Origin of the sequence: Flavobacterium sp. ACN2, assembly GCF_002303885.1 — a bacterium.
In the GTDB taxonomy this organism is placed as follows: domain Bacteria; phylum Bacteroidota; class Bacteroidia; order Flavobacteriales; family Flavobacteriaceae; genus Flavobacterium.
Genome location: NZ_MRCM01000002.1, coordinates 280561 through 305136 on the forward strand (window position 1 = coordinate 280561; position 24576 = coordinate 305136).

Below are 24576 nucleotides of genomic sequence, written 5' to 3' on the forward strand. Positions count from 1 at the left end.
CTGACAAAACCTATCAACCAAAAACCATCAACCATCAACTATTCTAGTCTGCTATATTAGGGTTTAACCATTTCATGGCGTAATCTGTTGAGACATTACGTCGTTTGGCGTAATCTACAACCTGATCTTCTTTTATTTTTCCTAATCCGAAATATCTACTTTTTGGGTTTCCGAAATAATATCCTGAAACTGAAGAAGCCGGCCACATCGCCATACTTTCTGTCAGGGTAACTCCAATTTCTTCGGCTACATTTAAAAGCTTCCAAATCGTTGGTTTTTCCAAGTGATCAGGACAAGCCGGATAACCTGGCGCTGGACGAATTCCTTTATAATTTTCCTTAATCAATTCTTCGTTGGTTAAAGATTCTTCGCTGTCATAACCCCAAAAATCTTTACGAACTCTCTCGTGAAGATATTCGGCGAAAGCCTCAGCAAAACGATCAGCAAGTGCTTTCACCATAATCGAATTATAATCGTCTAAATTCTTTTCATATTCCGCAGCCCATTCATCTACACCAAAACCTGTAGTTACGCAGAAAGCTCCCATATAATCTTCGATTCCGCTTTCTTTTGGCAGAATAAAATCGGCTAAAGCGATGTTTGGAGCGCCTTTTGTTTTTTGTGATTGCTGGCGAAGCGTTAAGAATTTCTCTAAAACTTTTCCGTTTTCATCACGCAATTCAATATCGTCATCACCAACTTGATTCGCAGGGAAAATTCCGTAAATACCTTTCGCTTTTAGTTTTTTCTCTTCTAAAATTACTTTAAGCATCGCCTGAGCATCTTTAAAAACAGATGTTGCTTGTTCGCCCACAACCTCATCGGTTAAAATCGCTGGATACTTTCCGTACAATTCCCAAGTCTGGAAAAACGGTGTCCAGTCAATATACGGAACCAAAACATCCAGTTCAATTTCGATGGTTTGTGCGCCAATTACTTTTGGTTTAGTTGGTGTATACTCAGACCAATCCAATGGTAATTTATTTTTACGGGCATCTTCAATCGTCAAGAAATTTTTATCTCTCGAACGATTTAAGAACGTTTCTCTAAACGAATCGTATTCTGCACGAATATCTGCCGCATATATTTTTCGGTTATGATCTAGCAGATTTCCTGCAACGGTAACGGCTCTTGAAGCATCGTTTACGTGAATTACAGTTTCTCTATATTGAGGCGCAATTTTCACCGCGGTGTGCGCGCGAGAAGTAGTTGCCCCGCCAATCATAATCGGGATTTTAATATTTTGTTTGTCTAATTCTTTGGCTAAATATACCATTTCGTCAAGCGAAGGTGTGATCAATCCGCTTAATCCAATAATATCTACTTCGTGTTCAATCGCCGCTGCAATGATTTTTTCTGGAGGAACCATAACGCCAAGATCTACAATCTCATAATTGTTACAAGCCAATACAACCGAAACTATGTTTTTTCCAATATCGTGAACGTCACCTTTTACGGTTGCCATTAGGATTTTTCCGTTTCCTTGTTTATCTCCCGCTTGTTTGCTTGCTTCGATAAAAGGCAATAAATAAGCCACAGCTTTTTTCATTACACGAGCCGATTTAACTACCTGAGGCAGGAACATTTTTCCGCTTCCGAATAAATCTCCTACCACATTCATTCCCGTCATCAAATTGATTTCGATAACTTCAATTGGTTTTGTCGCTGCCAAACGTGCTTCTTCTACATCTTCTTCAATAAAAGCATCAATTCCTTTTACCAACGAATGTGTAATACGATCCTGAACAGATCCTAAACGCCATTCCTGAATGGCTTTTTCATCGCTTTTTACTTCACCTTTTACATTTTCTGCAAAATCCAGAAGTCTTTCAGTAGCATCGTCACGTCTATCTAAAATTACGTCTTCAACGTGTTCTAATAAGTCTTTCGGAATATCATCATAAATCGTAAGCATCTCCGGATTCACGATTCCCATCGTCATTCCTTCTTTAATTGCGTGATACAAAAACACCGAGTGCATCGCTTCACGAACAACATCATTTCCTCTAAACGAGAACGAAACGTTACTCACTCCACCGCTGATATGTGCATGTGGCAAATTCTCACGAACCCATTTTGTTCCTCTAAAAAAGTCCAGAGCATTCAGGCGGTGTTCTTCCATTCCTGTTGCAACTGGGAAAATGTTCAAATCGAAAATAATATCCTGCGGAGGAAATCCTACTTTGTTTACCAAAATATCATACGAACGCTGACAAATCTCAACTCTACGATCGTAATTATCCGCCTGACCAACTTCGTCAAAAGCCATAACAATAGCAGCTGCTCCGTAACGTTTGATTAATTTGGCGTGGTGAATAAAGGCTTCTTCTCCTTCTTTTAACGAAATCGAGTTTACAACGCTTTTTCCTTGTACTACTTTTAGACCTGCTTCGATGATTTCCCATTTCGAACTGTCGATCATAATTGGCACTCTCGAAATATCTGGTTCTGCAGCAATTAAATTCAAAAATTTAGTCATTGCATTAACACCGTCAAGCATTCCTTCATCCATATTAATATCGATGATTTGTGCTCCTCCTTCTACCTGCTGTCTTGCAATATCAAGCGCCTCGTCATATTTCTCTTCCTTGATTAATCTTAGGAATTTTCTTGAACCTGTTACGTTTGTACGCTCACCAACATTCACGAAAACACTTTCGGGCGTAATAATCAACGGTTCTAATCCTGATAATACAAGGTCTCTTCTTTTTTCTGTCATTTCTTTCTAAGTTACTAAGATCCTGAGATTCTAAGGTTCTAAGTTTTTTATTCTATTTTCTTTCCTGCAAGGTTTCCAAAACCTTGTAGGTATTTATGTTTAATATTTTGGGCGTGCCCCTCCGGGTCGGGCTATCCGTTACAAGTCCTCGCTCTTCCTTCGTCAGGCTGTGGGCTTTTCACTTCTATCCCTCACGCACACTCGATTTCAATTGTCATTATGGGTAACGAAACAAATTCAACCTTTTTTCTGAATCCTCATTTTTGTCATTCCGACGAAGGAGGAATCTTCGTTAGTTGTTTAAATTATGTAGATTCCTCCTTCGTCGGAATCACAATTATACTTTATGATTTTTTAAAATCAATATTTAAATCTCCATTTTGTATATCACTATACCAACCATCAATAGATAATTTGTATTTATAATCTTTTGGAAGAATTTCAATTAGATCTTTAACAATTGATTGTATTAATTCAATATGATCAGTTGGCTTACCTTCTGGATGTAATATTATTGACAAGAGACCTTTTTTAAAACTATAATAAAATAAATTTCCGTAAGAACTCCAATCTTTGTATTTCCCATATTTCTTAAATGAATATTTTATCATTAATTCATCCAATAAATCAAAATGCCCCTCTTCCATTTCAACATTCTTACATTAATTAAACAATAATTCTACTCAAAAATCGGAGCAACTCTCGGCTTATAATCCTTGGCAACCTCAGCCATTAATCGAATATGATCTGGCGTTGTTCCACAACAACCTCCAATAATATTGATTAAATTATCCTCTAAATATTCTCTAATGAAAGCCTGAGTTTGTTGTGGCGTTTCATCATATTGTCCGAATGCATTTGGCAATCCTGCGTTTGGATGTGCCGACACATTAAAACTTGTGTTATGTGCTAATGTTTTTAAATATGGTTTTAGCAAATCGGCTCCAAGAGCGCAATTGAATCCTACACTTAATAACGGAATATGCGAAACTGAAATCAAAAACGCTTCTACAGTTTGTCCAGAAAGTGTTCTTCCAGACGCATCTGTAATTGTTCCCGAAACCATGATTGGAATATCGATGTTTCGTTCTTCTTTTACTTCTTCAATTGCGAAAAGCGCAGCTTTTGCGTTTAATGTATCGAAAATGGTTTCTACCAAAAGTAAATCGCATCCCCCATCCATTAAAGCTTCTGCTTGTTGTTTGTAAGCAATTCGTAAATCGTCAAAAGTTACGGCTCTGTATCCTGGATCGTTTACATCTGGCGACATACTTGCTGTACGGTTTGTCGGCCCAATTGAACCCGCTACGAAACGTGGCTTTTCTGGATTTTTTGCGGTAAACTCATCGGCTACTTGTCTTGCGATTTTTGCCGATTCGTAGTTTAACTCGTAAACCAAATCTTCCATATGATAATCGGCCATACCGATTGTCGTGCCTGAGAAGGTATTGGTTTCTACGATGTCTGCACCAGCTTCATAATACGCGGCATGAACATCGCGAATCGCTTGTGGTTGTGTTAGGGATAGTAAATCGTTGTTTCCTTTTAACGGATGCGGGAAATCTTTGAAACGCTCGCCTCTAAAATCTTCTTCTGAGAAATTATAGCGTTGCAACATTGTTCCCATTGCTCCATCAAGGATTAGGATATTTTTTTTTATTGCTTCTTGAATTGTTATTGCCATGGCTTCTTTTTTTAGCTTCTGAGATACTAAGGTTCTAAGATGCTAAGTTTTTTTATTATGATTGTGAAGTTTAAACCTAACAGGTTTTAAAACCTGTTAGGTTTGCTTCGGATATTTTTTTGTTCACATTAATTCCAAAAGTGCACTATTGCTGGCTCATTAGCCCCGATTGAAGTGGAAATCCTTTTGATTTTTTTCTTTAAAAAAGCAAAAGATTGCAACGAAAAGCGGGAACTGTTGACTGCAAAAATGCGCCAATGATTCGCTCCTGATACAGAATCTGTTTCAGTAAATATTATATGTTATCGAGAAAAGTTTTGAGAAATACGAGTATGTATTTGTGTTATCTATCTTTAATACTGGAAAATGTCGTATAAAGTAGAATTTAGCACCTTCTTTATGATAAAGGGTTGCTAAGGTTTCATCGGGTCTATCCCTCCGCCTTTCGTGATAACTGACAATAATTTTAAGAACAGTGCAAAGGTATGAAATAGGCTTTCTATTTGCAAATGTTTTTTTTCTAAGGTTCTGAGGGACTTAGATGCTAAGGTTCTAAGGTTTTATCTTTTACGTGATTTAGCTTCGGAGGAGTATAATACTTATAGAAAAACAACATTTACAACACAAAAGCTCCAGCGAAGCGACATAATATTTCGCTCCGCTGGAGCTCTTACATAAACGTAATTATTTCTTTTCTATAAATATGTCATCCCTCTGGGATTAATTAAAAAAGCCCAAACTTTAAAAGTTTGGGCTTTAAGATATTTAAAAAACCTTAGCGCCTTAGTCCCTTAGAACCTTAGCTCCTTCGATTAAACAATCGCCTTAACAACCGCTTTTGGAGCTTCTTTACGAGTTCCGTCGAAACCGTCTACACCAGAAACCGTTGTATATTTCAATACGTATTTTTTACCTGGATTGATGATTCCGTATGCAGCCTGGCACATTAAAGTTGCTTCGTGGAAACCACAAAGGATCAACTTTAATTTTCCTGGGTATGTATTTACGTCTCCAATAGCAAAGATTCCCGGAATGTTTGTTTGGTAATCTAATGCATTGTTTACTTTAATTGCATTTTTTTCGATTTCTAATCCCCAGTCTCCAATTGGACCTAATTTTGGTGTTAATCCAAAAAGTGGGATGAAATAGTCACATTCGATTTTACGGTGTGCTCCGTTTTCTTCAATATCTAGTGACTCAACGTGTTCAGCACCATTGATTCCGATAACTTCTGCTGGAGTTACTAATTTGATTTTTCCAGCTGATTTTAATTCCTGTACTTTTTCTACAGAATCTAAAGCTCCTCTGAATTCGTTTCTTCTGTGAATCAAAGTTACTTCTGAAGCTACATTTGCTAAGAAGATACTCCAGTCTAATGCTGAATCTCCTCCTCCTGCAATTACAACTCTTTTATCTCTGAATTTCTCAGGATTTTTGATGAAGTATTTTACTCCTTTATCTTCATAAAACTCGATATCTTCGATAAGTGGTTTACGAGGCTCGAAACTTCCTAAACCTCCAGCGATTGCGATAACTGGTGCGTGGAATTTAGTTCCTTTGTTTGATGTTACAATGAAAGTTCCGTCTTCTTGCTTTTCAACTGTTTCAGCACGCTCTCCTAAAGTAAATCCTGGCTCAAATTGTTTGATTTGCTCCATTAATCCGTCAACTAAATCTCCGGCTAATACTTCTGGGAATCCAGGAATATCATAAATTGGTTTTTTTGGATATAACTCTGATAGCTGTCCTCCTGGTTGTGGAAGAGCATCTAAAATGTGGCATTTTAATTTTAACAATCCTGCCTCGAATACGGCAAATAAACCTGTTGGGCCTGCTCCAATTATAAGTATATCTGTTTTAATCATTATGTTGTTGTTTATAATCATTCTTAATAACGCAAAGAAACGAATAAATCCTTGTACTTTCAATGATTTTTATCATTAATTTCTTTCCGAAACTTTTTTACTCTTTATTTTTCAATGAATCGGTTATCTCATTCATTCGTTTAACCTTTTCTTCAAAATTGCCTTTTAAGGTTTTTCGATATTCGTTCAGATTCTCAACCATTTGGTTGATATCCTGAGGAATTACTTCTTCAAAAAACTCCCGAAGCCTTTTGGCTGTTGTTGGTGATTTTCCGTTGGTTGAAATGGCAATTTTTACATTTCCTTTTGTTACGATTCCGCCCAAATAATAATCACATAAATCTGGTGTATCGGCTATATTGCAAATCAAATAACGTTTTCTCGCTAAATCGTAAACCTTTTTATTTACTTTCAAATCGTCTGTACAGGCAATTACCATGTGACGTTTTTTGAGCATTTTCTTTTTAAACTTCGATTCTGTTAATTTAATCGAAGGATGTTTTTCGGCCAGAACTTTTATTTCTAAATGAAATTCTTTTGCCACTACCTCAACATTTGCGTTCGGACTTGATTTTAGCAAGAAAGAAAGCTTTTCCAGACCTACATTTCCTCCACCTACAATTAGTACATTTAAATTGTGAAGCTTTAGAAATATTGGATATAATTCGTTTTGTTCCATTTTAATTTAATTTCATCTAAACAAAATTAGATGATTTACCAACGAATTGTTCCTAACGGAACATATAATTATTTTAATGAATGGTTTCTTTTGATAGAAATTCTTCGTAAAATCCTTTTAGTTTATTGCTTTCGCGGACAACCTCGCCTAAAACAATAATGGCTGGTGAACCTAATTCTTTTTCTTTTACAACTTCTAAAATTGAATCTACTGTTCCTACACCCACTTTTTCTTCTGTTGTTGTTCCGTTTTGGATGATCGCAACGGGTAAATTTCCTTTATCTTCTTTTTGAAACAAATCGATGATTTGAGGCAATTTGTGCATTCCCATCAAGATTACAACCGTTGCAGATGATTGCGCAGCCAAAGCTACATCTGACGATAATTTTCTATCAGATGTTGTTCCTGTAATAGCCCAAAAGCTTTCTGAAACGCCTCTTTTTGTTATTGAAATTCCCTGACTTGCAGGAACGGCAACTACTGATGAAATTCCTGGAACTACGATAGTTTCTATTCCAAAGCTTTCTGCAAAATCAATTTCTTCACCACCTCTTCCAAAAATAAATGGATCACCGCCTTTTAATCGAACTACGTTTCCGTAAGTCAAAGCATTGTCAACAATTAGCTGATTGATTTGATCCTGTGTGTAAGCATGATTTCCGATTCTTTTTCCAACAAAAATTCGAATTGCATTTTTAGGTGCGTAATCCAGAATTTCTTCGTTGGCCAAAGCGTCGTATAAAACCACATTTGCTTCAGCCAATGCCTTTACAGCTTTTAGCGTAAGTAAATCAGGATCGCCCGGACCTGCACCGACTAAAGTTATTTTGGGTTTTATATTATGCATTTGCTAATTCCTGTGCTCTGAAAGTTTCGATTTTGTCAAAGAAAACTGTTGCTTGTGCAATGTAATCTTTAGCGAAAGCTTCAGATGGTTCATTTTTATTGATTTGGTAAACCAAGTCTTTAAAAGTTGAGTTTAATTCGATTTTATTATTTTCAACAAAAACAGTATCAAACAAATCTACAATTCCTGCATGATGATTTGTTTTTTGGTTTTCTGACAATAACAACGCTTTTGCTCCATTTACAAATCCTGCGTAAGCATGATAAATTGCATCTGACCATTTTTTCTCGTCGAAAGATTCTTGAGCCAAGATCAATTTCTCTTTAGCTTCAAACAATAATGTCGCTACTAAATCGATCACTACTCCGGCACATTCTCCAACTCCAACTGCTTTTACGTAATTGTCTGCATTACCCCAATCCACAAAATCGGCTTCTGTTAAATTGGTAACATCAGCGTAAGGTTTTAAGATTTCGTAGAAATATTTTTCTCCTTTTGTATCATAATAATCTAGGAATTTTTGTCCGCTTCCGTTAGCATCAAAATCATTTAAAATGGTACGCAACGCATCAGGACCTCTACGACTAGGCACTTTAATTACTTTATCAGCAAAACGTCCAGCGCCATTTCCTAATCTTCCTCCACCTAATAAAACTTGTAAAGCCGGAGCCACTAGTTTTCCTGAGTTGATAGACATTCCCTGAAATCCAATTGCAGACATATTGTGCTGTCCGCAGGCATTCATACAACCAGAAATTTTAATTTCGATTTCGCGGTTGTTTAAATACTGAGGATATTCTGCCGTTAAAACTCTTTCTAATTCTTCTGCAATACCGGTACTACTTGCAATCCCCAAGTTGCAAGTATCAGTACCCGGACATGCCGTAATATCTCCAACTGAATTATATCCTAATTGAACAAAGTCAAGTTTGGCTAATTCTTGATAAAAGAATGGTAAATTCTCTTCTTTTATGTGACGTATTACAATATTTTGACGCAATGAAAAACGTAATTCATTTGCTCCGTAATTCTTAATTAAATTGGCTAATAATCTCGCTTTATCGGTATAAAAATCTCCTAATAAAATTTTGATTCCAATTGCATAATAACCGTCTTGTTTCTGTTTGATTACATTCGAATTTTTCCAAGCTTCATATGCTTTAGTATCTTCGATTGTAACTTGCGGAACTTCTAATAACGGTTCTGGAATTGGGCCATCAAAAGCGGTTGTATCAATTTCGTATGTTTCAAAAGCGATGGCTTTTTTCTCTTTTTCAACCAAATCAAGGAAAACATCTCTTCCCATTTCTTTGATTAAGAATTTCATACGCGCTTTCATTCTTTTTGCACGTTCACCATATCTGTCGAAAATACGAATGATTCCTTCTGCTGTTGGAATAATTTCGTTTACCGGAACGAATTCTGAAAGCAATTCCGCATGTGCTGGCTGAGATCCTAAACCTCCTCCAAACATGATTTTGAAACCTTTTTGTCCGTCTTTAATTTTCGGGATAAATCCTAAATCGTGTAAATAACTCAAAGCGGTATCTTCGTCTGAAGAAGAGAACGAAATTTTGAATTTACGTCCCATTTCCTGACAGATTGGGTTTCTTAACAAATATTGAAAAAGTCCGTGTGCATAAGGCGAAACATCAAATGGTTCGTTTACGTCTACACCCGCTAATTCGCTTCCTGTAATATTTCTTACTGTATTTCCACAAGCTTCACGAAGCGTAATATCGTCTTTAGCCAAATCTGCCCAAAGTTCTGGTGTTCTGTCTAAACTCACGTAGTGAATCTGAATATCCTGACGCGTTGTAATGTGCAAACGCCCTGTAGAATATTCATCAGAAACTTGTGTGATACGCACTAATTGCTCGCTGGTCACTTTACCATAAGGCAATTTGATACGAATCATCTGAACGCCTTCCTGACGTTGCCCGTAGATTCCACGCGCTAAACGAAGACTACGAAAACGCTCATCATCAATTTTTCCTCCACGGAATAAATGAATCTTTTTTTCTAATTCGATAATCTCCTTCTGAACTACCGGATTTTCTATTTCTGTTCTAAAACTTTCCATTTCTCTTTAGTTGTTGGTTGTCAGTTGTTGGTTGTTGGTTTGCTGGCAGAATCACTATCAACCAAAAACCATCAACTATCAACTAGCGAATGAATCCTACTCCTGCTGTTGTGTTTGTTGCTGTATCAATTAAGATAAAAGCTCCGTTTGATTTGTTTTCGTTGTATGAATCAAAATATAACGGTTTGCTTAATTTGATCGTTACTTCTCCAATTTCGTTGATTGCTAATTGTGAAGCTTCTGTCGTTCCTGAGTAATCTGTAGCAATTGTATTTTTGATGCTTTCTACTTTTGCTAAAACTCTGTTTGTATTATGTTGTACCAAATATTTAGTTCCCGGAACCAGTTTTTTACTATCCATCCAGCAAACTGTTGTGGTAATATCTTTTTCAATTTTTGGAAGTTCTGATGATTTTACAATCATGTCACCTCTTGTTACATTGATATCATTTTCTAATTCGATTGTGATTGAAGAACCTGCAACGGCTTCATCAAATGTTTTATCGAAAAAGTGAATTTTAGATACTTTTGATTCTGTTAAAGAAGGAAGAACCGTTACCGCATCTCCAACTTTGATTGAGTTTCCGTATAATTTTCCGGCGTAACCTCTAAAATCGTGATATTCTTCTGTTTTAGGACGAATCACAGTCTGAACTGGGAAACGTGCTTTTCCTGCTTCAAAAACATCAGAAGCATGTAATCCTTCTAAATGTTCTAAAACTGTTTGTCCGTCATACCAAGGCATATTTTCTGATTTATCAACCACGTTTCCGCCGTTGATTGCACTTAACGGAATGTAACTTACGTTTTGTTCTTTAAAAGTACTTTTTGCATTTAATGCCTGAAAATCGGCTTTGATCTTATTGAAAACTTCTTCCGAATAATCAACTAAATCCATTTTGTTAATCGCAACAATTACTTCTTTTACTCTCAATAAATTATTGATAAAAAAGTGACGGTAAGTCTGCTCGATAACTCCTTTTCTAGCATCAATCAAAATGATCGAAACCTGAGAAGTTGAAGCTCCTGTAACCATGTTTCTAGTATATTCTACGTGCCCAGGAGTATCGGCAATAATGTAACTTTTCTTTGCAGTCGAAAAATAAATATGCGCAACATCAATTGTAATTCCTTGCTCTCTTTCTGCAACTAAACCATCAGTTGCCAAAGAAAAATCAAGATAATCGTATCCTTTTTGTTTACTGCTTTTTTCGATTGCTTCTATTTTATCAGTCGTCAATGATTTTGTATCGTACAATAATCTCCCGATCAAAGTACTTTTTCCGTCATCTACACTTCCTGCTGTTGCTATTTTTAAAACGTCCATCTTATATATTGTTTCAGGTTTAAAGTTTCAGGTTTCATGTTCTCTCGAAACTTATAAATCTGTGTGTTTTTGTTTTCTTAATCCTAACTTTTAATTTTTAATTCTCAATTTTTAATTGAATTAAAAGTATCCTTGTTGTTTTCTCTTTTCCATTGCAGCTTCAGAACGTTTATCATCGATTCTGGCACCTCTTTCAGAAATAGTTGATGATCTGATTTCTCCAACTACTTCTTCGATTGTTGCTGCGTAAGATTCAACTGCCGCTGTACAACTCATATCTCCAACGGTTCTGAAGCGAACAATTCTTTCTTCGATTTGTTCGTCTTCTTCCTGATACACAAAAGGAGAATGCGACCAGATTAAACCGTCTCTCAAAAAAACTTTTCTTTTATGTGAGAAATAGATTGATGGAATTTCGATGTGTTCTTTTTCGATATAACTCCAAACATCTAATTCTGTCCAGTTTGAAATTGGGAAAACACGAACGTTTTGTCCATTTTCAATTTTTCCATTCAAAATATCAAACAATTCAGGTCTTTGATTTTTTTCGTCCCATTGTCCGAAATCATCACGAACCGAGAAAATACGTTCTTTCGCTCTTGCTTTTTCCTCGTCACGACGTGCGCCTCCAATACAAGCATCAAACTTAAATTCTTCAATTGCATCTAAAAGTGTTGTTGTTTGTAAGCTGTTACGGCTTGAATATTTTCCAGTTTCTTCAACCACTTTTCCTTCATCAATAGCATCCTGAACATTACGAACGATTAGCTCTAAACCTAATTCTTCTACCAATTTATCTCTGAAAGCAATTGTTTCAGGGAAATTGTGTCCCGTATCAACGTGTAATAGAGGAAACGGAATCTTAGCAGGGAAAAATGCTTTTTGCGCTAAACGCACTAATGTGATAGAATCTTTTCCTCCTGAGAAAAGTAAAACCGGTTTGTCAAACTGTGAAATTACTTCTCTGAAAATGTATATCGCTTCACTCTCTAAAGCGTTTGTTTTTAATACTGAACTCATTGTTTTTTTGTTTGATATTTTTTAGTTTCAAGTTTTAAGTTTCAGGTTTCAAGTTGCCTGATCTAAAAATCTCCACTCTTTATTCTATAATCTATATTCTATTCTCTGCAGAAGTCTTGCCTCTTGCTTCTTCCTTCTATTTACTCTTTTTTCGCACTGTGAAGTCCACATTCTTTATGGCTTGATTCCCACCACCATCTTCCGGCTCTGATATCTTCACCTGGGAAAATAGCTCTCGTACAAGGTGCACATCCAATACTTACGAAACCTTGTTTGTGCAATGCATTTTGAGGAACATTGTTTTCGGATAAATACGTTTCAACTTCTTCTAAAGTCCATTTTAGCAACGGATTGAATTTGATGATTTCGAAGTTTCCGTCATATTCAAACAAACTTAAATCGTGTCTGTTTTCTGATTGTTCTGCTCTTAAACCTGTAATCCAAACTGAGTTTCCTGCCAAAGCTTTTCTTAACGGAACCACTTTTCGAATAAAACAGCACTCTTTTCTGTTTTCAACCGAATCGTAAAAGCTATTGGGCCCTTTTGTTTTCAGAAGATTTTCTACTGAAGCAGCTTCTGGGAAAAAAACTTCGATTGGTCTTTTGTATTTTTTTAATGTTTTATGAAAAACATCGTAAGTTTCCTGAAATAATCTTCCAGTGTCTAAAGTAAATACCGTAATATCTGTATTACTTTTTGCAATAAAATCAGTAATTACCTGATCTTCCTGACCGAAAGATGTCGAAAAAATTACTTTTCCTGGAAACTCTTTTGATAAAAAAACTAAGGTTTCGTCAAGCGAAAGAGCTGCAGTTTTCTCTAATAATTCTTGTACAATAATCGCACTCATAATCTCTCCTTTCTAAAATTATCTTTTACAATAATTTAGATAATGTTTTTAAACTCAATATTATAATTAGAACTCCAACTGCAACCATCATTGGTTTTCTTTTGATTCTATTTACCAAATAAGCTGCTATTGGCGCTGAAATAACTCCTCCTAAAATCAATCCGATAATGATCTGCCAACCGTGAATTCCGCCAAAAAGCATGAAAGTAATTCCGCTAGCAAACGAAATCGCAAACTCAGCTGCATTCACAGAACCTATGGTATATTTCGGATTTCTTCCTCTTCCTAACAATGTTGAAGTCACAATTGGCCCCCAGCCTCCTCCTCCAACAGAATCCATGAAACCTCCAAACACTGCCAAAACTCCTAGTTTCTTAGTTTTCTTTTTAACAACACTTTTTCTCAAAGCTTTTCTGATAATTACAACTGCCAGAATAATCATGTAAACCGCAATAAATGGTTTAATAATATCTCCGTCAATAACATCGGATAATAAATAAGCTCCTGTAATTGATCCTAAAACTCCAGGAATCAATAAGTGTTTGACCAATTTTTTATTGATGTTTCCAAAGCGGTGGTGCGAAAGCGCCGATGCTCCAGTTGTAAACATTTCTGAAACGTGAACTGCCGTACTGCTCAAAACTGGCGAAACTCCATAAGCCAATAAAAATGACGTAGAAGTTGCTCCATATCCCATTCCTAAAGCACCATCTACCAATTGAGCAAAAGCACCAATTAAAAAAAACGCTAAAAGATTTTCATCAAGCCCCTGAACAAAACCATCCCACGAAAATTCAGCGTGATGATTATAAATTAATGTAACTGCCAAACCTAACAATAAAACAACAGGTATTACAACCCACAATTTTTCCTTTAATAAAGAATCAGACTTTACTATCGTGTTGTTTAACTTAAGTTCATTTTCCATATTTTAAGAATTGTTTTTGCTCTTAAAAATCCATTACCCTATCGGCTTAGTAGATTACTTTGCAAAAGTACTATATATTTCGAAATATCAAAACAATATATTTACTTTTTTACATAAGCTATCCTCTTATAAACCAAGTTAAAAGAGATTTAAAAAAGAATTAGTGATTATTTTAACAAATTAAATGCTGCCTCTTACTATTTTAACAACATGTTCCAATTTTGTGATCCACAAAAATACACATTTAATCTCTACAAAATCTATAGGATAATTATAAAATTGTTATTATTTTAGCGGCAAATAATTTTTCATGGATTTTCAGATCGGTCTTGTAATAGCAGGTTTAGCAGTTGGTTTTATTGTTGGGTTAACAGGTGTTGGAGGAGGCTCTTTAATGACTCCTATTTTATTATATTTCGGCATTTCTCCAACAACCGCAGTAGGAACCGATTTACTATACGCTGCTTTTACCAAAGCTGGAGGAATATTTGTACACAATAAAAAAGGGAACATCAACTGGAAAATCACGGGCTGGCTGACTTTAGGTAGCGTTCCCGCCGCTTTAGTAACTTTATGGATTTTACATAGCATTAAAACCGACATAGAAACTATAAATAGGGTTATTAAGTATAGTTTAGGATGGGCTTTACTGTTTACTTCTATAGCGATTATATTCAAAAAGAAACTTTTAGTTTTTTCTCAAAAACATGCTGGAGATAAATTTCATAGTGAAAGCACTACACAAAACATGCTTACCATTGGAATTGGAGTTTTATTAGGAGCAACCGTAACTTTAACCTCTATTGGTGCTGGAGCATTAGGTACTGTGACTTTGTTTTTTCTTTATCCATTATTACCAACTCCTCGTTTAGTTGGAACCGAAATTGCACATGCTGTTCCTTTAACTTTAGTAGCTGGAATTGGCCATGCTTCTATGGGGAATTTAGATTTAGGATTATTGGGTCAATTATTAATGGGATCACTTCCTGGAATATACATGGGAAGTATGCTAAGCGGAAAAGTGCCAGATCAATTTCTAAGAAATGCAATCGCAGTAATGCTTTTCTTAGCTGGATACAAATTGATATTTTAATCGTCATAAACAAAACAAAAAAGACCATTTCAAATTTAGAAATGGTCTTTTGTTTTTATAAATTAAAGTATTTTCTAAAATGCAATGTCTGCCAAAGAATTACTTTCTAATATTTTAAGTGTATTATCACGAACTTCTGTCATTAAACGTCTAGCAGCACAAGTTGATTCATCATCGCAATCGTCACATCTTTCGTAAAAATTATGACTTGCACAAGGCAGTAACGCAATTGGACCTTCAAGAATTCGGTACACTTTTGCCATGCTGATATCTTTTGGATCTTTTATCAAATAATAACCTCCTCCTTTTCCTTTTTTAGCACCAAGGAAACCCGAGTTTCTTAACAGCAGTAAAATACTTTCTAAAAATTTTATCGAAATATGTTCGCTTTTCGCAATTTCGGCAATCTGAACTGGATCATTATTTTCGCGTCTTGCTAAATAAGTCAAAGCTTTGATTCCGTATTTTGTCTTTTTTGAAAGCATCTTTATGTTTTAGATTCCAGCTTTTCAAGAGTTAATTGATTGCTGTAAATTATTAAACAACAAAAATATGCTTTTTGTTTGAACAATCACAAAAGAATAAAGTTAAATTCTACTAGTTCTATCAAATTACTTCTTTTTCTCCAATCAAATCAATCTGATAGAAGATTTTCATATCTTTTTCAAGCTCTCTTCTCACTACCACATAAGTTTTTGATATAGAATCATGCCAGAAACTGCCAGATTTTCCTAAAAATGATAATACATCAAAAGGAATTACGCGACATAAGGTACGAATAAGAATCTTAATAAAATTTGGTTTCATACCATTTTCAGTAACGACCACCAAACCCGTAGCAAATTTGCCCATAGTAGTACCAAAAAAGCACTCCATAAAAAAATAATTAAGCATCAAAAAAGTAAAAAATGCTAAATAAGTAGAATCAGTAACAAATCTTTTCCAAATGGAGAATATATCCCAATTAAAAATATTTCCGATTATTACAATTACAAAACCAGAAACAAAAATTGAAATAATTGTAAAAATAAAATCAACAATACTCCCTTCAAAACGTTTTCTATCTGAAGCAAGTAACTTTTTATCAAGAATGTAAATTCTATCGCTCATAAACTAATCGACATTAATATTCTCAGTCTAAAACAAAAGTATATTTTTTATAGAACAATCTTAAAAAAAAGACGATTTTCAATAGTAAAACTTACTATCAAAAATCGTCTTTATATATAGAAATCTAAAATCTTAAGTCTAAAATTTAAAATTTAAGAAAGTGCTTGTTTTAAATCTGCAATTACATCTTCAACAGTCTCCAAACCAACAGAAACACGAACCAAACCTTGCGTGATTCCCACTGCTAATTGATCTTCTTCAGATAATTTGCTGTGTGTTGTAGAAGCTGGATGCGTAACAATTGTTCTTGTATCTCCAATATTTGCTGATAACGAACAAAGTTGAATTGAGTTCAAGAATTTTCTTCCTGCTTCGATTCCGCCTTTAATTTCGAATGCGATGATGTTTCCACCTGCTTTCATTTGCTTTTTAGCAATTTCATATTGTGGATGCGATTTCAAGAACGGGTATTTTACGCTGTTTACATTTGGATGGCTTTCTAAAAATTCAGCTACTTTTAGAGCATTTTCGCAGTGTCTATCAACACGAACTGCTAATGTTTCTAAACTTTTTGAAAGAACCCAAGCATTAAATGGTGATAAAGCTGGTCCTGTATTTCTAGAGAACAAATAAATCTGTCTGATTAACTCTGCATCTCCAACTGTTACTCCACCTAAAACGCGTCCTTGTCCATCAATTAATTTTGTTGCTGAATGGATAACCAAATGCGCTCCAAATTTAATTGGCTGTTGTAAATATGGTGTTGCAAAACAGTTGTCGATTATCAAAATCAAATTGTGTTTTTTAGCAATATTTCCTAACAATTCTAAGTCAATTACATCAACTCCTGGATTTGTTGGAGATTCGGCGTATAATATTTTGGTATTGGGCTTAATAAAGCTTTCGATTGTTTCTGGCTTATTGATTTCGAAATAAGAAGTTTCGATATTCCATTTTGGAAAATAAGTCATAAACAAAGCGTGAGTAGAACCAAAAACACTGCTTGCAGAAACAATATGATCTCCAGAATTTAACAAAGCTGCAAAAGTAGAATATACTGCCGCCATTCCTGTTGCAAAAGCATAACCAGACTCAGCCCCTTCCATTTTACAGATCTTATCTACAAACTCCGAAGTGTTTGGATTACTGAAACGGCTATAAATATTTCTTTCTTTTTCTTCTGTAAAAGAAGCCCTCATATCTTCAGCATCTTCAAAAACGAAGCTTGATGAAAGGTACAAAGGCACCGAATGTTCTAAATATTGTGATCTCTCTAATTGTGTTCTAATGGCTTGTGTTTCAAAACCAAATTCTTCTGTATTCATTGTGTGTTGTTTTTTTGTTTTTTGTTTCAAGTTTCAGGTTTCGAGTTTCAGGTTTTAAAAACAGAAATCTAAACTAAAACAAGTCAATTATTTATGCGCAATCTGAGCATTTTGTAATTATCTAATTGACTAATTATCTAATTTATAAAGCTTCGTTATTCAAGACAACTTTGTACTTAATAGTTGCCGTTGGCTCAACCGTTTTAGCTACCGAACAGTATTTCTCGAAAGAAAGCTGTGCTGCTTTTTTTGCTTTTTCGGGGTTGATTTCTCCTTCTAAATAAAAAACCACATCGATTTCTTTAAAAGGTTTTGCTTCTTCGATTTGAACTCGTGTTCCTTCAACCTCAGCATTAAAAGAAGTGATTTCCTGACGCTGTTTTTTTAAGATCGAAATCATATCAATAGCGCTGCATCCAGCAACTCCCATTAATACCAATTCCATTGGGCTTGCACCTAAATCGCTTCCGCCAAATTCGGCTCTGCTGTCAACGTCAACTACGTGTCCGCGTTCATTTTTTACTTTAAAATGAAATGCGTCATTTACTCTGTTTAAACTTACTTTCATTGTGTTGTTATTTTTTTGTTTTTTTTATTCTGTATTTGAATCAATATTTTTTGTTCTTTCAATAACATTGATTTTGTTTTCTATATTAATATGAAAATAGTCATTTAATAAAATAAGTAGACCTATTACCCATATAATTATTAATGCATGAATACGATATTTCAATATAAAACTATTCTCAATATTTCTATTTCTACTTTTCGCTATTAAAGGCAAAAAAATCAAAAAGAGAAGCAATGAATTCCACAATATTGAAAAAATCAACGTAAACATAATACTATCGTTCACACCAGGAATTACTATCGATTCTTTGTTGTCATCGGGATCAACATAAACCATAATTCTTTTGCTTTCTTTTAAAACAAGAAACAAAGTATCATGGTCTTCTACATTACTCAAACCGTAACCAAACCCGATTCTATTTCCCCAATATTTTTGCGCTCCTATTACATAAGAATATTTAATCGCAACTTCGTACGAAGTACTCCCTTTTCTAGAATATGAATTCATATCGACTTTTTCGATATTCGCTGGAACTTGGATCCAATTTTCAGCTTGCACTCCCTTTATGATAGTGTAGAAACTAAAAAACAAAGTTCCCAAGCCAACTATTACAAAAGGACCGAGAAATAATATTCCACAGCCCCAACCTTGCAAAAAAGTCTTAATTTTCAATTTCTATGTAAATCTAAAATTTCAATTATCCTTTATCAGACAATCTCAAAATATCTCCGAAAACCCCTCTTGCTGTTACTGCAGAACCTGCACCGGCTCCCTGAATAACGATTGGACGATCTCCGTATGATTCTGTATAAATTTCGAAGAAAGAATCAGAACCTTTTAATCCGCCCAATGCAGTATCTTTTGGTACTGAAACCAATTTTACTTCTAGATTTCCTTTGTCATTCTGCAAATCTCCAGACAACTCACCTATATATCTCAAGACATGGTTTGGCTGTTGCTCTGCTTTTATTTTAGCATAAATTGGATCGAATTCTTTTAATTTCGTCAAGAAATCGGCAGCACTTCCTTCACGTAAGTGTTCTGGAATTAAATTCTGAATTGAGATTTCTTCAAACTCATTTTGCAAATCTAATTCTCTAGCTAAAATTAATAATTTTCTACCAACGTCATTTCCGCATAAATCCTCACGCGGATCTGGTTCTGTATATCCGTTATCAATTGCTTCTTGCAAGATTTCGCTAAAAGGAGCATCTTTCGCAGAGAAATTATTGAATAAATAACTTAATGTTCCAGAGAAAACTCCTTTAATTTTTGTGATATTTTCTCCCGAAAGGTGCAATAATTTAATCGTATCAATTAACGGTAATCCTGCCCCTACATTGGTTTCGTATAAGTAATTCTTTTGATTTTCTGCCAAAGCTTTTCTCAATTCTTTATAAAAACCATACGTCAAAGTATTCGCTACTTTATTCGAAGAAATCAAATCGAAACTGCTTTCTACAAGCGGAATATAATTCTCAACGAAAGTCGCACTTGCTGTATTATCAATTGCAATTAAGTTCTCTAAATGGTGTTCGTTTGCGTAAGCAATAATATCTTTAATCGTGTAAGCTTCGCCTTTTGTTTGAATATCGTTTTTCCAGTTATCTGTAACACCATATTTGTTTAAAAGCAACTTTTTAGAATTTGCGATAGCAAACACATTCAGCTTAATATCTTTACGTTTTTCGATTGCTGCAGCCGATTCTAAAATTTGATTAATCAAAGTTCCTCCTACTAGTCCATGACCGAAAATAGCAATGTTGATCTTTTTCGAAACTCCAAAAATCTCTCCGTGAATTACGTTTAAAGCTTTATTTAATTCTTCTTTTTTAACAACCAAACTCACGTTTTTTCCCGTTACGGTGTTGTTAAACAAAATCGGAACAATTTTATTTTTAATTAAAGCGGTGTATGGTTTATGGAAAGTACTCAAATCTTGTCCGATTATCGAAATTACCGATACATTATCTGTTACCGTAATCTGATTTACGTCTTTAGAATAGAAGTCATTTTCGAATTCTTTTTCTAATTCTACCATTGCAAGAGTAGCTTTTTCTGTTGCCACAACCAATCCGATTCCTCTTTCTGAAGAACCTTGCGAAATGATACTTACACTGATATTGTGATCTCCCATTACTTTAAAAATTCGAGCATCAACTCCTGCTTTTCCAAGTAATCCACGTCCTTCAAGATTTACAAGAGAGACATTTTCTAAAACAGAAAGCGTTTTAATTCCTTCTTTAGAAGAATCAGATGTAATTAAAGTTCCACGGTTTTCGTGGTTGAAAGTATTTAAAATACGAAGCGGAATATTCTTTTCTAACAAAGGAATAATTGTCTTCGCATGAAGAATCGTTGCACCAAAATTTGCCAGCTCATTTGCTTCATTGAAAGATAAATATTCAATCTTCTTAGCATCGGCAACCAAATCTGGGTTTGCTGTATAGATTCCGTCTACGTGCGTGAAGTTTTGTAATTCTTCTGCATTTAAATAATTTGCGATTAACGAAGCGGTATAGTTACTGCCATTTCTACCTAAAGTAGTTGTGTCGTTGTTGTTGTTTGAGCCAATGAAGCCTGTAACTATATTAACCGTTTCGCCGTTATGTTCTTTAAAATAATTGACTACGTTTTTCTTTGAAAGCTGTTCTAAAGGCTGAGCATCGCCAAATTTAGAATCTGTTTTCAACAAATCTCTTGTATCTACAAAATTGGCAGGAATTCCTTTTTCCAATAAAATTGCTGTCAATAATTTAGCCGAAAGCAATTCGCCTTTAGATAAAATCTGGTCTTTGATTTTTTTGCTGTAATCTCCAATTAAACTTACTCCTTCAAAAAGTTTGTCTAATACATTAAATTCTTCCGATAAATCAACATTCGGATAATCTGATATTTGATATTTTTTAAAATTCTCTAATAATTCCTTGTAACTGCCGTTTTTAGCAGCAATGCTCAAAATAAACTCTAATTCGTCTGTAGCATTTCCGCGTGCAGAAACCACAACGGCAATTTTTTCACCTTGACTTACTTTATCAGAAATGATTGAAACAACTTTGTTAAGTCCTTCTCCGTTTGCTAACGATTTACCTCCAAATTTTAATACTTTCATTTTATTTCTTTATTGTTTCTGCCTTAAAAATATCGGCAAGTAAATGATCTAATTGTTTGTACTCGATTAAAAAAGCGTCATGTCCGTGAACCGAATCAATTTCGCTATAGAAAACATTATCTTTAAATTTCTTCAATTCCTCGTAGGTTTCTACATTCTCCTTAGCTGTAAAAAACAAATCCGAATTGATTCCGACAATATGAATTGAAGCTTTTGTTTTAGACAATAAGTTTTCAAAACTTTCACTATTTCTAGTAATATCAATTGTTTTAAGCAACTGATTCATTAATTTATAAGAAGACAATTGGAATCTTTTCTGCAATTTTTTCCCGTGATGTGCAAGCCAGCTTTCAATATTAAAAATCAAAAGATCTTGGTTGATCGTACGCTGAAATTTTTCTTTGAAAGATTCTGGCGAACGGTAACAAAGCATTGCATGTATTCTGGCGTCTTCAATTGGTTTCGAAGAATTATTGAGAATTTGCTCTTGTAAAAAGCAATTTGCAATAAGCCAATCAGTAGATTTCCAATCACTCGCAATCGGAATAAGGTTTTCTGTAATATTTGGCGATAAAGCTAAAATTTCCCAAGCAATTCCACCTCCAACAGAACCTCCAATAACTGCAAAAAGCTTTTCGATATTTAGAGTTTTTACACCTTCGATAAAGATTTTGGCAATGTCTCTAGCCGTAAAATCTAAATAGTTGTCAATTAAAAAAGAATTGCTTCCGTTTCCTGGAATATCGAAAGCGAGAATGGTATAAACAGCACTATCAATAGTTTTACCTTCGCCAATTAAGTCATTCCACCAGCCATTTTCGCCAGTAACTTGGGAATTTCCAGTTAAAGCATGATTAACCAAAACAATAGGCGCGCTGTGCAAAGGTTGTCCTGCCAGCGTAAAACTTAATGGTATAGAATGATAAGTTGCACCACTTTCTGTGATGAAATCTTGAATTATAATGGGATTTGGTATATTTTCCAATTTCAAATCTGTTGTATTATTGATTTGTATATGGAAATATTAGAAAGAAAAACTAGGTTTAACTAGAAAAAATCTTGTTGTTATCTTTCCACGTTTGGCGTGGTAGAATGTAGCACCTTCTTCGTTTTACCGAAGGGTTGCTAAGGCTTCATCGGGTCTAATCCCTCGTCCTTTCTTTATAACATTTCAATACGTGTTTGAACTTAACGAGTGCAAATTAACTACTAATTTCGCTAACAAACAAATTTTATCTAAAAGTGTTTGTTAAATTTCTGTGACATACTTTAGCAAAAACTATTATACGCAAAAATTTACCGAACAAAAATGCCCAGTAAAATTAAGCAGGTTTTCACCTAGTTTATGATGCTTTTCCGTTTAGATAAAAAGCGTTTCATTTTCTTTTGAATACATCAAAAACAATAAAGAGTTTGGTGCTTTTTTTGCAGCGCTTTTATCTTCCTCTGTGATTCCGAATCTTGGGTGAGCCAATTCGTTTGTTGGCGGCGGATTACTATTTTTTGTTCTTCTATTTTTAAATTTAGAAATTTTTTCTGCGAAGTAGTTCAATTTGCTCATGATATTAAGTTTTAGTTAAGTTGTGTTTTATAATCTTTATTTCTCGTTTATCTTTTTGTTAATTCGTTTTACCGAATAAAAAAACCCTTTTGGATTTTTAGATACCAAAAGGGTTTAAGTTTTTACACTCATGTATGCTTTTAGTATCAACAGACGTATGCGCAAATAAGCGCGACAGTAAACATCTTGTTCATCTGTAAGGATTTATTCATCTGTGATTTATATTGTATTTTTAAATTTTGCATTTCTGTTAAATTAAAAAGCCTCCTAATATTTCTATCGGAGGCTCTTACTATATTGTTATTGTATTCTTACAATTTTTTTAAGCAATAGACACCCCAGCCTCGGTCTTAACCGAAATGGCACAAAACATTTTGTTGACTTTTAAGTTCATTTGATTTCTAGTAGTTTTTGGGTATAACAAATATGCAAATATTTTTTTTATTACACAAATAAAATTCAAGAATTTAATTACAAAATTCGTTGAAAATGTGTTTTTTAACGACAAAAAACATCTTACAAAAACGAAAACGAAATAACAAAGGTAAAAAACTTACAAAAAAGCTAATTTTTTCTTCATGACTCCATTTGACAAATCAATTTATCAAAGAACTTTTTTCTCTTTTTTCTTTTTTTTAACTAAAAAATTAAAGCCAAACAGCTTCTTTACTCCTAATTCGCTCCGCAATTTTCAGAATATCGGTTATAATTCCTCTAGAAATCGCTTGTTTGCAAGGTGGAGCACTTTGAATTACGATCGGAATGTCTGCATAAGATTTAGTGAAAATTTCAAAAATGGCGTCAGAACCTTTCAATTGTCCGATTGGAGAATCTACTGGTTCCGAAATCAACTTAACTTCCAAAATGCCTTTTTCCACATCAAACTCACCCACATATCTCAATACATGATTTTCTGCTTGAGTAATTTTGGTGATTTTAAAAGATTTATCGAGAGCGTCTTTGTTTAGCACTCCGTTTTTCTCCAAATGCTCTTCGGTTATAAATGGCTTGATTTTAATGTCTGAAAGCTCAAAATCTTTTCCTATTTCTCTGGCCAAGATCAAAAGTTTTCTTGCAGTATCGTTTCCCGACAGATCTTCTTTAAAGTTTGACTTCATTAATCCTAAAAGACTCGCATCTTTTAAAACAGATGAAAACGAAACTTCTTCTGATGAAAATCGATTAAAAACATAACTTAGATTATCAGAGAAAACACCTCGAATTTTTGTGATTTTTTCGCCCGAATAGTACAAATCTCTTAAGGTTTGCAAAACGGGAATCCCAGTTTCAACAGAGGTTTCATACAAAAACTCTTTGCCATGCTTTTTAAGATCTGATCGTAGTTCTTTATATAAGTCAATCGGGAGCGTATTGGCTTTTTTGTTTACCGCTACAATATTGAATCCGTTTTTGATTAGCGTGTTATAATGCTTTACCAATTCATCACTGGCAGTTGCATCTACGGCAATCAAGTTTTCAAATTCGTTTTCTTGTGCAAATTCGACAATATCTTCTACTTTAAAAGGAACTGCCAATTGTCTAAAATTGGTTTCCCAAGCATAACCAACACCTTCTTTCTCAAAAAAAGCAACCGTCGAATTGGTTATTATGGGAAAATGAAAATCGACATTTTTGCTTTCAAGAAAAAACTCCTGACTTTCGACAATCTGATTAATCAAAGTACTTCCGATATTTCCAATTCCAAAAAGGATAATGTTTATTTTAAGCTTTGACATAATTTCTATTTTTTAATTTTTGAAACCATATAAGAGATATGAGTTCATTTAATATTCCAACGTTT

At 34.5% G+C, this 24576-nt stretch carries 21 protein-coding genes and 2 riboswitches; of the genes, 1 reads left to right on the plus strand and 20 read right to left on the minus strand.

Annotation, left to right across the window (positions count from 1 at the left end):
* Positions 1 to 43: 43 nt before the first annotated feature.
* The 11 genes from metH to BSF41_RS03170 all read right to left on the minus strand — a co-directional run bounded on the left by metH (position 44) and on the right by BSF41_RS03170 (position 14003).
* The gene (gene metH, locus BSF41_RS03120) at positions 44 to 2719 is read right to left on the minus strand and encodes a methionine synthase (RefSeq protein WP_095928058.1); all 2676 of its coding nucleotides are present in this window, start codon (positions 2717 to 2719) and stop codon (positions 44 to 46) included.
* 344 nt (positions 2720 to 3063) lie between these two features.
* Positions 3064 to 3366 carry a hypothetical protein gene (locus BSF41_RS03125; protein ID WP_095928059.1) on the minus strand — a complete coding sequence of 101 codons (303 nt, stop codon included), beginning with the start codon at positions 3364 to 3366 and terminating at the stop codon, positions 3064 to 3066.
* 32 nt (positions 3367 to 3398) lie between these two features.
* Complete coding sequence (locus BSF41_RS03130) at positions 3399 to 4403, minus strand: homocysteine S-methyltransferase family protein (protein WP_095928060.1); 1005 nt, start codon at positions 4401 to 4403, stop codon at positions 3399 to 3401.
* A gap of 340 nt (positions 4404 to 4743) precedes the next feature.
* Positions 4744 to 4860: riboswitch (SAM riboswitch) on the minus strand.
* 355 nt (positions 4861 to 5215) lie between these two features.
* Entirely contained in the window at positions 5216 to 6268 is a 1053-nt protein-coding gene (locus BSF41_RS03135; RefSeq protein WP_095928061.1) for an NAD(P)/FAD-dependent oxidoreductase, read from the minus strand.
* A gap of 97 nt (positions 6269 to 6365) precedes the next feature.
* Positions 6366 to 6947: a bifunctional precorrin-2 dehydrogenase/sirohydrochlorin ferrochelatase gene (locus BSF41_RS03140; protein ID WP_095928062.1), complete on the minus strand. Its 582-nt coding sequence runs from the start codon at positions 6945 to 6947 to the stop codon at positions 6366 to 6368.
* A gap of 73 nt (positions 6948 to 7020) precedes the next feature.
* Positions 7021 to 7794 carry a uroporphyrinogen-III C-methyltransferase gene (gene cobA, locus BSF41_RS03145; RefSeq protein ID WP_095928063.1) on the minus strand — a complete coding sequence of 258 codons (774 nt, stop codon included), beginning with the start codon at positions 7792 to 7794 and terminating at the stop codon, positions 7021 to 7023.
* Positions 7787 to 9877, minus strand: a complete 2091-nt coding sequence (locus tag BSF41_RS03150) for a HEPN domain-containing protein (protein ID WP_095928064.1) — start codon at positions 9875 to 9877, stop codon at positions 7787 to 7789. The genes cobA and BSF41_RS03150 overlap by 8 nt, the downstream gene beginning before the upstream one ends.
* Before the next feature lie 82 nt (positions 9878 to 9959).
* A complete protein-coding gene (locus tag BSF41_RS03155; RefSeq protein WP_095928065.1) occupies positions 9960 to 11204 on the minus strand; it encodes a sulfate adenylyltransferase subunit 1 in 1245 nt (414 codons plus the stop codon).
* Positions 11205 to 11324: 120 nt separating this feature from the next.
* The gene (gene cysD / locus BSF41_RS03160; RefSeq protein ID WP_017497285.1) at positions 11325 to 12224 is read right to left on the minus strand and encodes a sulfate adenylyltransferase subunit CysD; all 900 of its coding nucleotides are present in this window, start codon (positions 12222 to 12224) and stop codon (positions 11325 to 11327) included.
* 140 nt (positions 12225 to 12364) lie between these two features.
* Positions 12365 to 13075 (minus strand): phosphoadenylyl-sulfate reductase, encoded by a 711-nt coding sequence (locus BSF41_RS03165; RefSeq protein WP_095928066.1) that lies wholly within the window; start codon positions 13073 to 13075, stop codon positions 12365 to 12367.
* A 25-nt stretch (positions 13076 to 13100) separates the two neighbouring features.
* On the minus strand, positions 13101 to 14003 hold the full coding sequence (locus tag BSF41_RS03170) for a sulfite exporter TauE/SafE family protein (RefSeq protein WP_095928067.1): 903 nt from the start codon (positions 14001 to 14003) through the stop codon (positions 13101 to 13103).
* Positions 14004 to 14313: 310 nt separating this feature from the next.
* On the opposite strand from BSF41_RS03170, the gene BSF41_RS03175 reads away from it, so the two are divergent.
* Positions 14314 to 15096 carry a sulfite exporter TauE/SafE family protein gene (locus BSF41_RS03175; protein ID WP_095928068.1) on the plus strand — a complete coding sequence of 261 codons (783 nt, stop codon included), beginning with the start codon at positions 14314 to 14316 and terminating at the stop codon, positions 15094 to 15096.
* 74 nt (positions 15097 to 15170) lie between these two features.
* Here BSF41_RS03175 and BSF41_RS03180 read toward each other — a convergent pair whose 3' ends face one another.
* The 9 genes from BSF41_RS03180 to BSF41_RS03220 form a co-directional block, all read right to left on the minus strand.
* Positions 15171 to 15581: an Rrf2 family transcriptional regulator gene (locus BSF41_RS03180; protein ID WP_095928069.1), complete on the minus strand. Its 411-nt coding sequence runs from the start codon at positions 15579 to 15581 to the stop codon at positions 15171 to 15173.
* A 121-nt stretch (positions 15582 to 15702) separates the two neighbouring features.
* A complete protein-coding gene (locus BSF41_RS03185; protein ID WP_095928070.1) occupies positions 15703 to 16206 on the minus strand; it encodes an RDD family protein in 504 nt (167 codons plus the stop codon).
* Between the two features lie 152 nt (positions 16207 to 16358).
* Complete coding sequence (locus tag BSF41_RS03190; RefSeq protein WP_095928205.1) at positions 16359 to 17531, minus strand: PLP-dependent aspartate aminotransferase family protein; 1173 nt, start codon at positions 17529 to 17531, stop codon at positions 16359 to 16361.
* A gap of 142 nt (positions 17532 to 17673) precedes the next feature.
* Entirely contained in the window at positions 17674 to 18099 is a 426-nt protein-coding gene (locus BSF41_RS03195; RefSeq protein ID WP_095928071.1) for an OsmC family protein, read from the minus strand.
* A gap of 24 nt (positions 18100 to 18123) precedes the next feature.
* Positions 18124 to 18774, minus strand: coding sequence for a DUF3592 domain-containing protein (locus BSF41_RS03200; RefSeq protein ID WP_095928072.1), 651 nt, complete (start codon positions 18772 to 18774; stop codon positions 18124 to 18126).
* Positions 18775 to 18799: 25 nt separating this feature from the next.
* Positions 18800 to 21214 carry a bifunctional aspartate kinase/homoserine dehydrogenase I gene (gene thrA, locus BSF41_RS03205; protein ID WP_095928073.1) on the minus strand — a complete coding sequence of 805 codons (2415 nt, stop codon included), beginning with the start codon at positions 21212 to 21214 and terminating at the stop codon, positions 18800 to 18802.
* A 1-nt stretch (position 21215) separates the two neighbouring features.
* The gene (locus BSF41_RS03210) at positions 21216 to 22199 is read right to left on the minus strand and encodes an alpha/beta fold hydrolase (RefSeq protein WP_253251753.1); all 984 of its coding nucleotides are present in this window, start codon (positions 22197 to 22199) and stop codon (positions 21216 to 21218) included.
* 77 nt (positions 22200 to 22276) lie between these two features.
* Positions 22277 to 22384, minus strand: a riboswitch (SAM riboswitch).
* A 190-nt stretch (positions 22385 to 22574) separates the two neighbouring features.
* Positions 22575 to 22775 carry a hypothetical protein gene (locus BSF41_RS03215; protein WP_095928075.1) on the minus strand — a complete coding sequence of 67 codons (201 nt, stop codon included), beginning with the start codon at positions 22773 to 22775 and terminating at the stop codon, positions 22575 to 22577.
* A gap of 647 nt (positions 22776 to 23422) precedes the next feature.
* A complete protein-coding gene (locus BSF41_RS03220) occupies positions 23423 to 24511 on the minus strand; it encodes an aspartate kinase (protein WP_095928076.1) in 1089 nt (362 codons plus the stop codon).
* Positions 24512 to 24576: the final 65 nt, after the last annotated feature.

Coding starts and splice junctions, on each gene's coding strand:
- BSF41_RS03150 (WP_095928064.1), bottom strand. CDS start 9,877: ATGGAAAGTTTTAGAACAGAAATAGAAAATCCGGTAGTTCAGAAGGAG.
- BSF41_RS03190 (WP_095928205.1), bottom strand. CDS start 17,531: ATGAATACAGAAGAATTTGGTTTTGAAACACAAGCCATTAGAACACAA.
- BSF41_RS03215 (WP_095928075.1), bottom strand. CDS start 22,775: ATGAGCAAATTGAACTACTTCGCAGAAAAAATTTCTAAATTTAAAAAT.
- BSF41_RS03140 (WP_095928062.1), bottom strand. CDS start 6,947: ATGGAACAAAACGAATTATATCCAATATTTCTAAAGCTTCACAATTTA.
- cobA (WP_095928063.1), bottom strand. CDS start 7,794: ATGCATAATATAAAACCCAAAATAACTTTAGTCGGTGCAGGTCCGGGC.
- BSF41_RS03185 (WP_095928070.1), bottom strand. CDS start 16,206: ATGAGCGATAGAATTTACATTCTTGATAAAAAGTTACTTGCTTCAGAT.
- metH (WP_095928058.1), bottom strand. CDS start 2,719: ATGACAGAAAAAAGAAGAGACCTTGTATTATCAGGATTAGAACCGTTG.
- BSF41_RS03125 (WP_095928059.1), bottom strand. CDS start 3,366: ATGGAAGAGGGGCATTTTGATTTATTGGATGAATTAATGATAAAATAT.
- BSF41_RS03135 (WP_095928061.1), bottom strand. CDS start 6,268: ATGATTAAAACAGATATACTTATAATTGGAGCAGGCCCAACAGGTTTA.
- thrA (WP_095928073.1), bottom strand. CDS start 21,214: ATGAAAGTATTAAAATTTGGAGGTAAATCGTTAGCAAACGGAGAAGGA.
- BSF41_RS03220 (WP_095928076.1), bottom strand. CDS start 24,511: ATGTCAAAGCTTAAAATAAACATTATCCTTTTTGGAATTGGAAATATC.
- BSF41_RS03170 (WP_095928067.1), bottom strand. CDS start 14,003: ATGGAAAATGAACTTAAGTTAAACAACACGATAGTAAAGTCTGATTCT.
- BSF41_RS03155 (WP_095928065.1), bottom strand. CDS start 11,204: ATGGACGTTTTAAAAATAGCAACAGCAGGAAGTGTAGATGACGGAAAA.
- cysD (WP_017497285.1), bottom strand. CDS start 12,224: ATGAGTTCAGTATTAAAAACAAACGCTTTAGAGAGTGAAGCGATATAC.
- BSF41_RS03180 (WP_095928069.1), bottom strand. CDS start 15,581: ATGCTTTCAAAAAAGACAAAATACGGAATCAAAGCTTTGACTTATTTA.
- BSF41_RS03165 (WP_095928066.1), bottom strand. CDS start 13,075: ATGAGTGCGATTATTGTACAAGAATTATTAGAGAAAACTGCAGCTCTT.
- BSF41_RS03195 (WP_095928071.1), bottom strand. CDS start 18,099: ATGAAAGTAAGTTTAAACAGAGTAAATGACGCATTTCATTTTAAAGTA.
- BSF41_RS03175 (WP_095928068.1), top strand. CDS start 14,314: ATGGATTTTCAGATCGGTCTTGTAATAGCAGGTTTAGCAGTTGGTTTT.
- BSF41_RS03130 (WP_095928060.1), bottom strand. CDS start 4,403: ATGGCAATAACAATTCAAGAAGCAATAAAAAAAAATATCCTAATCCTT.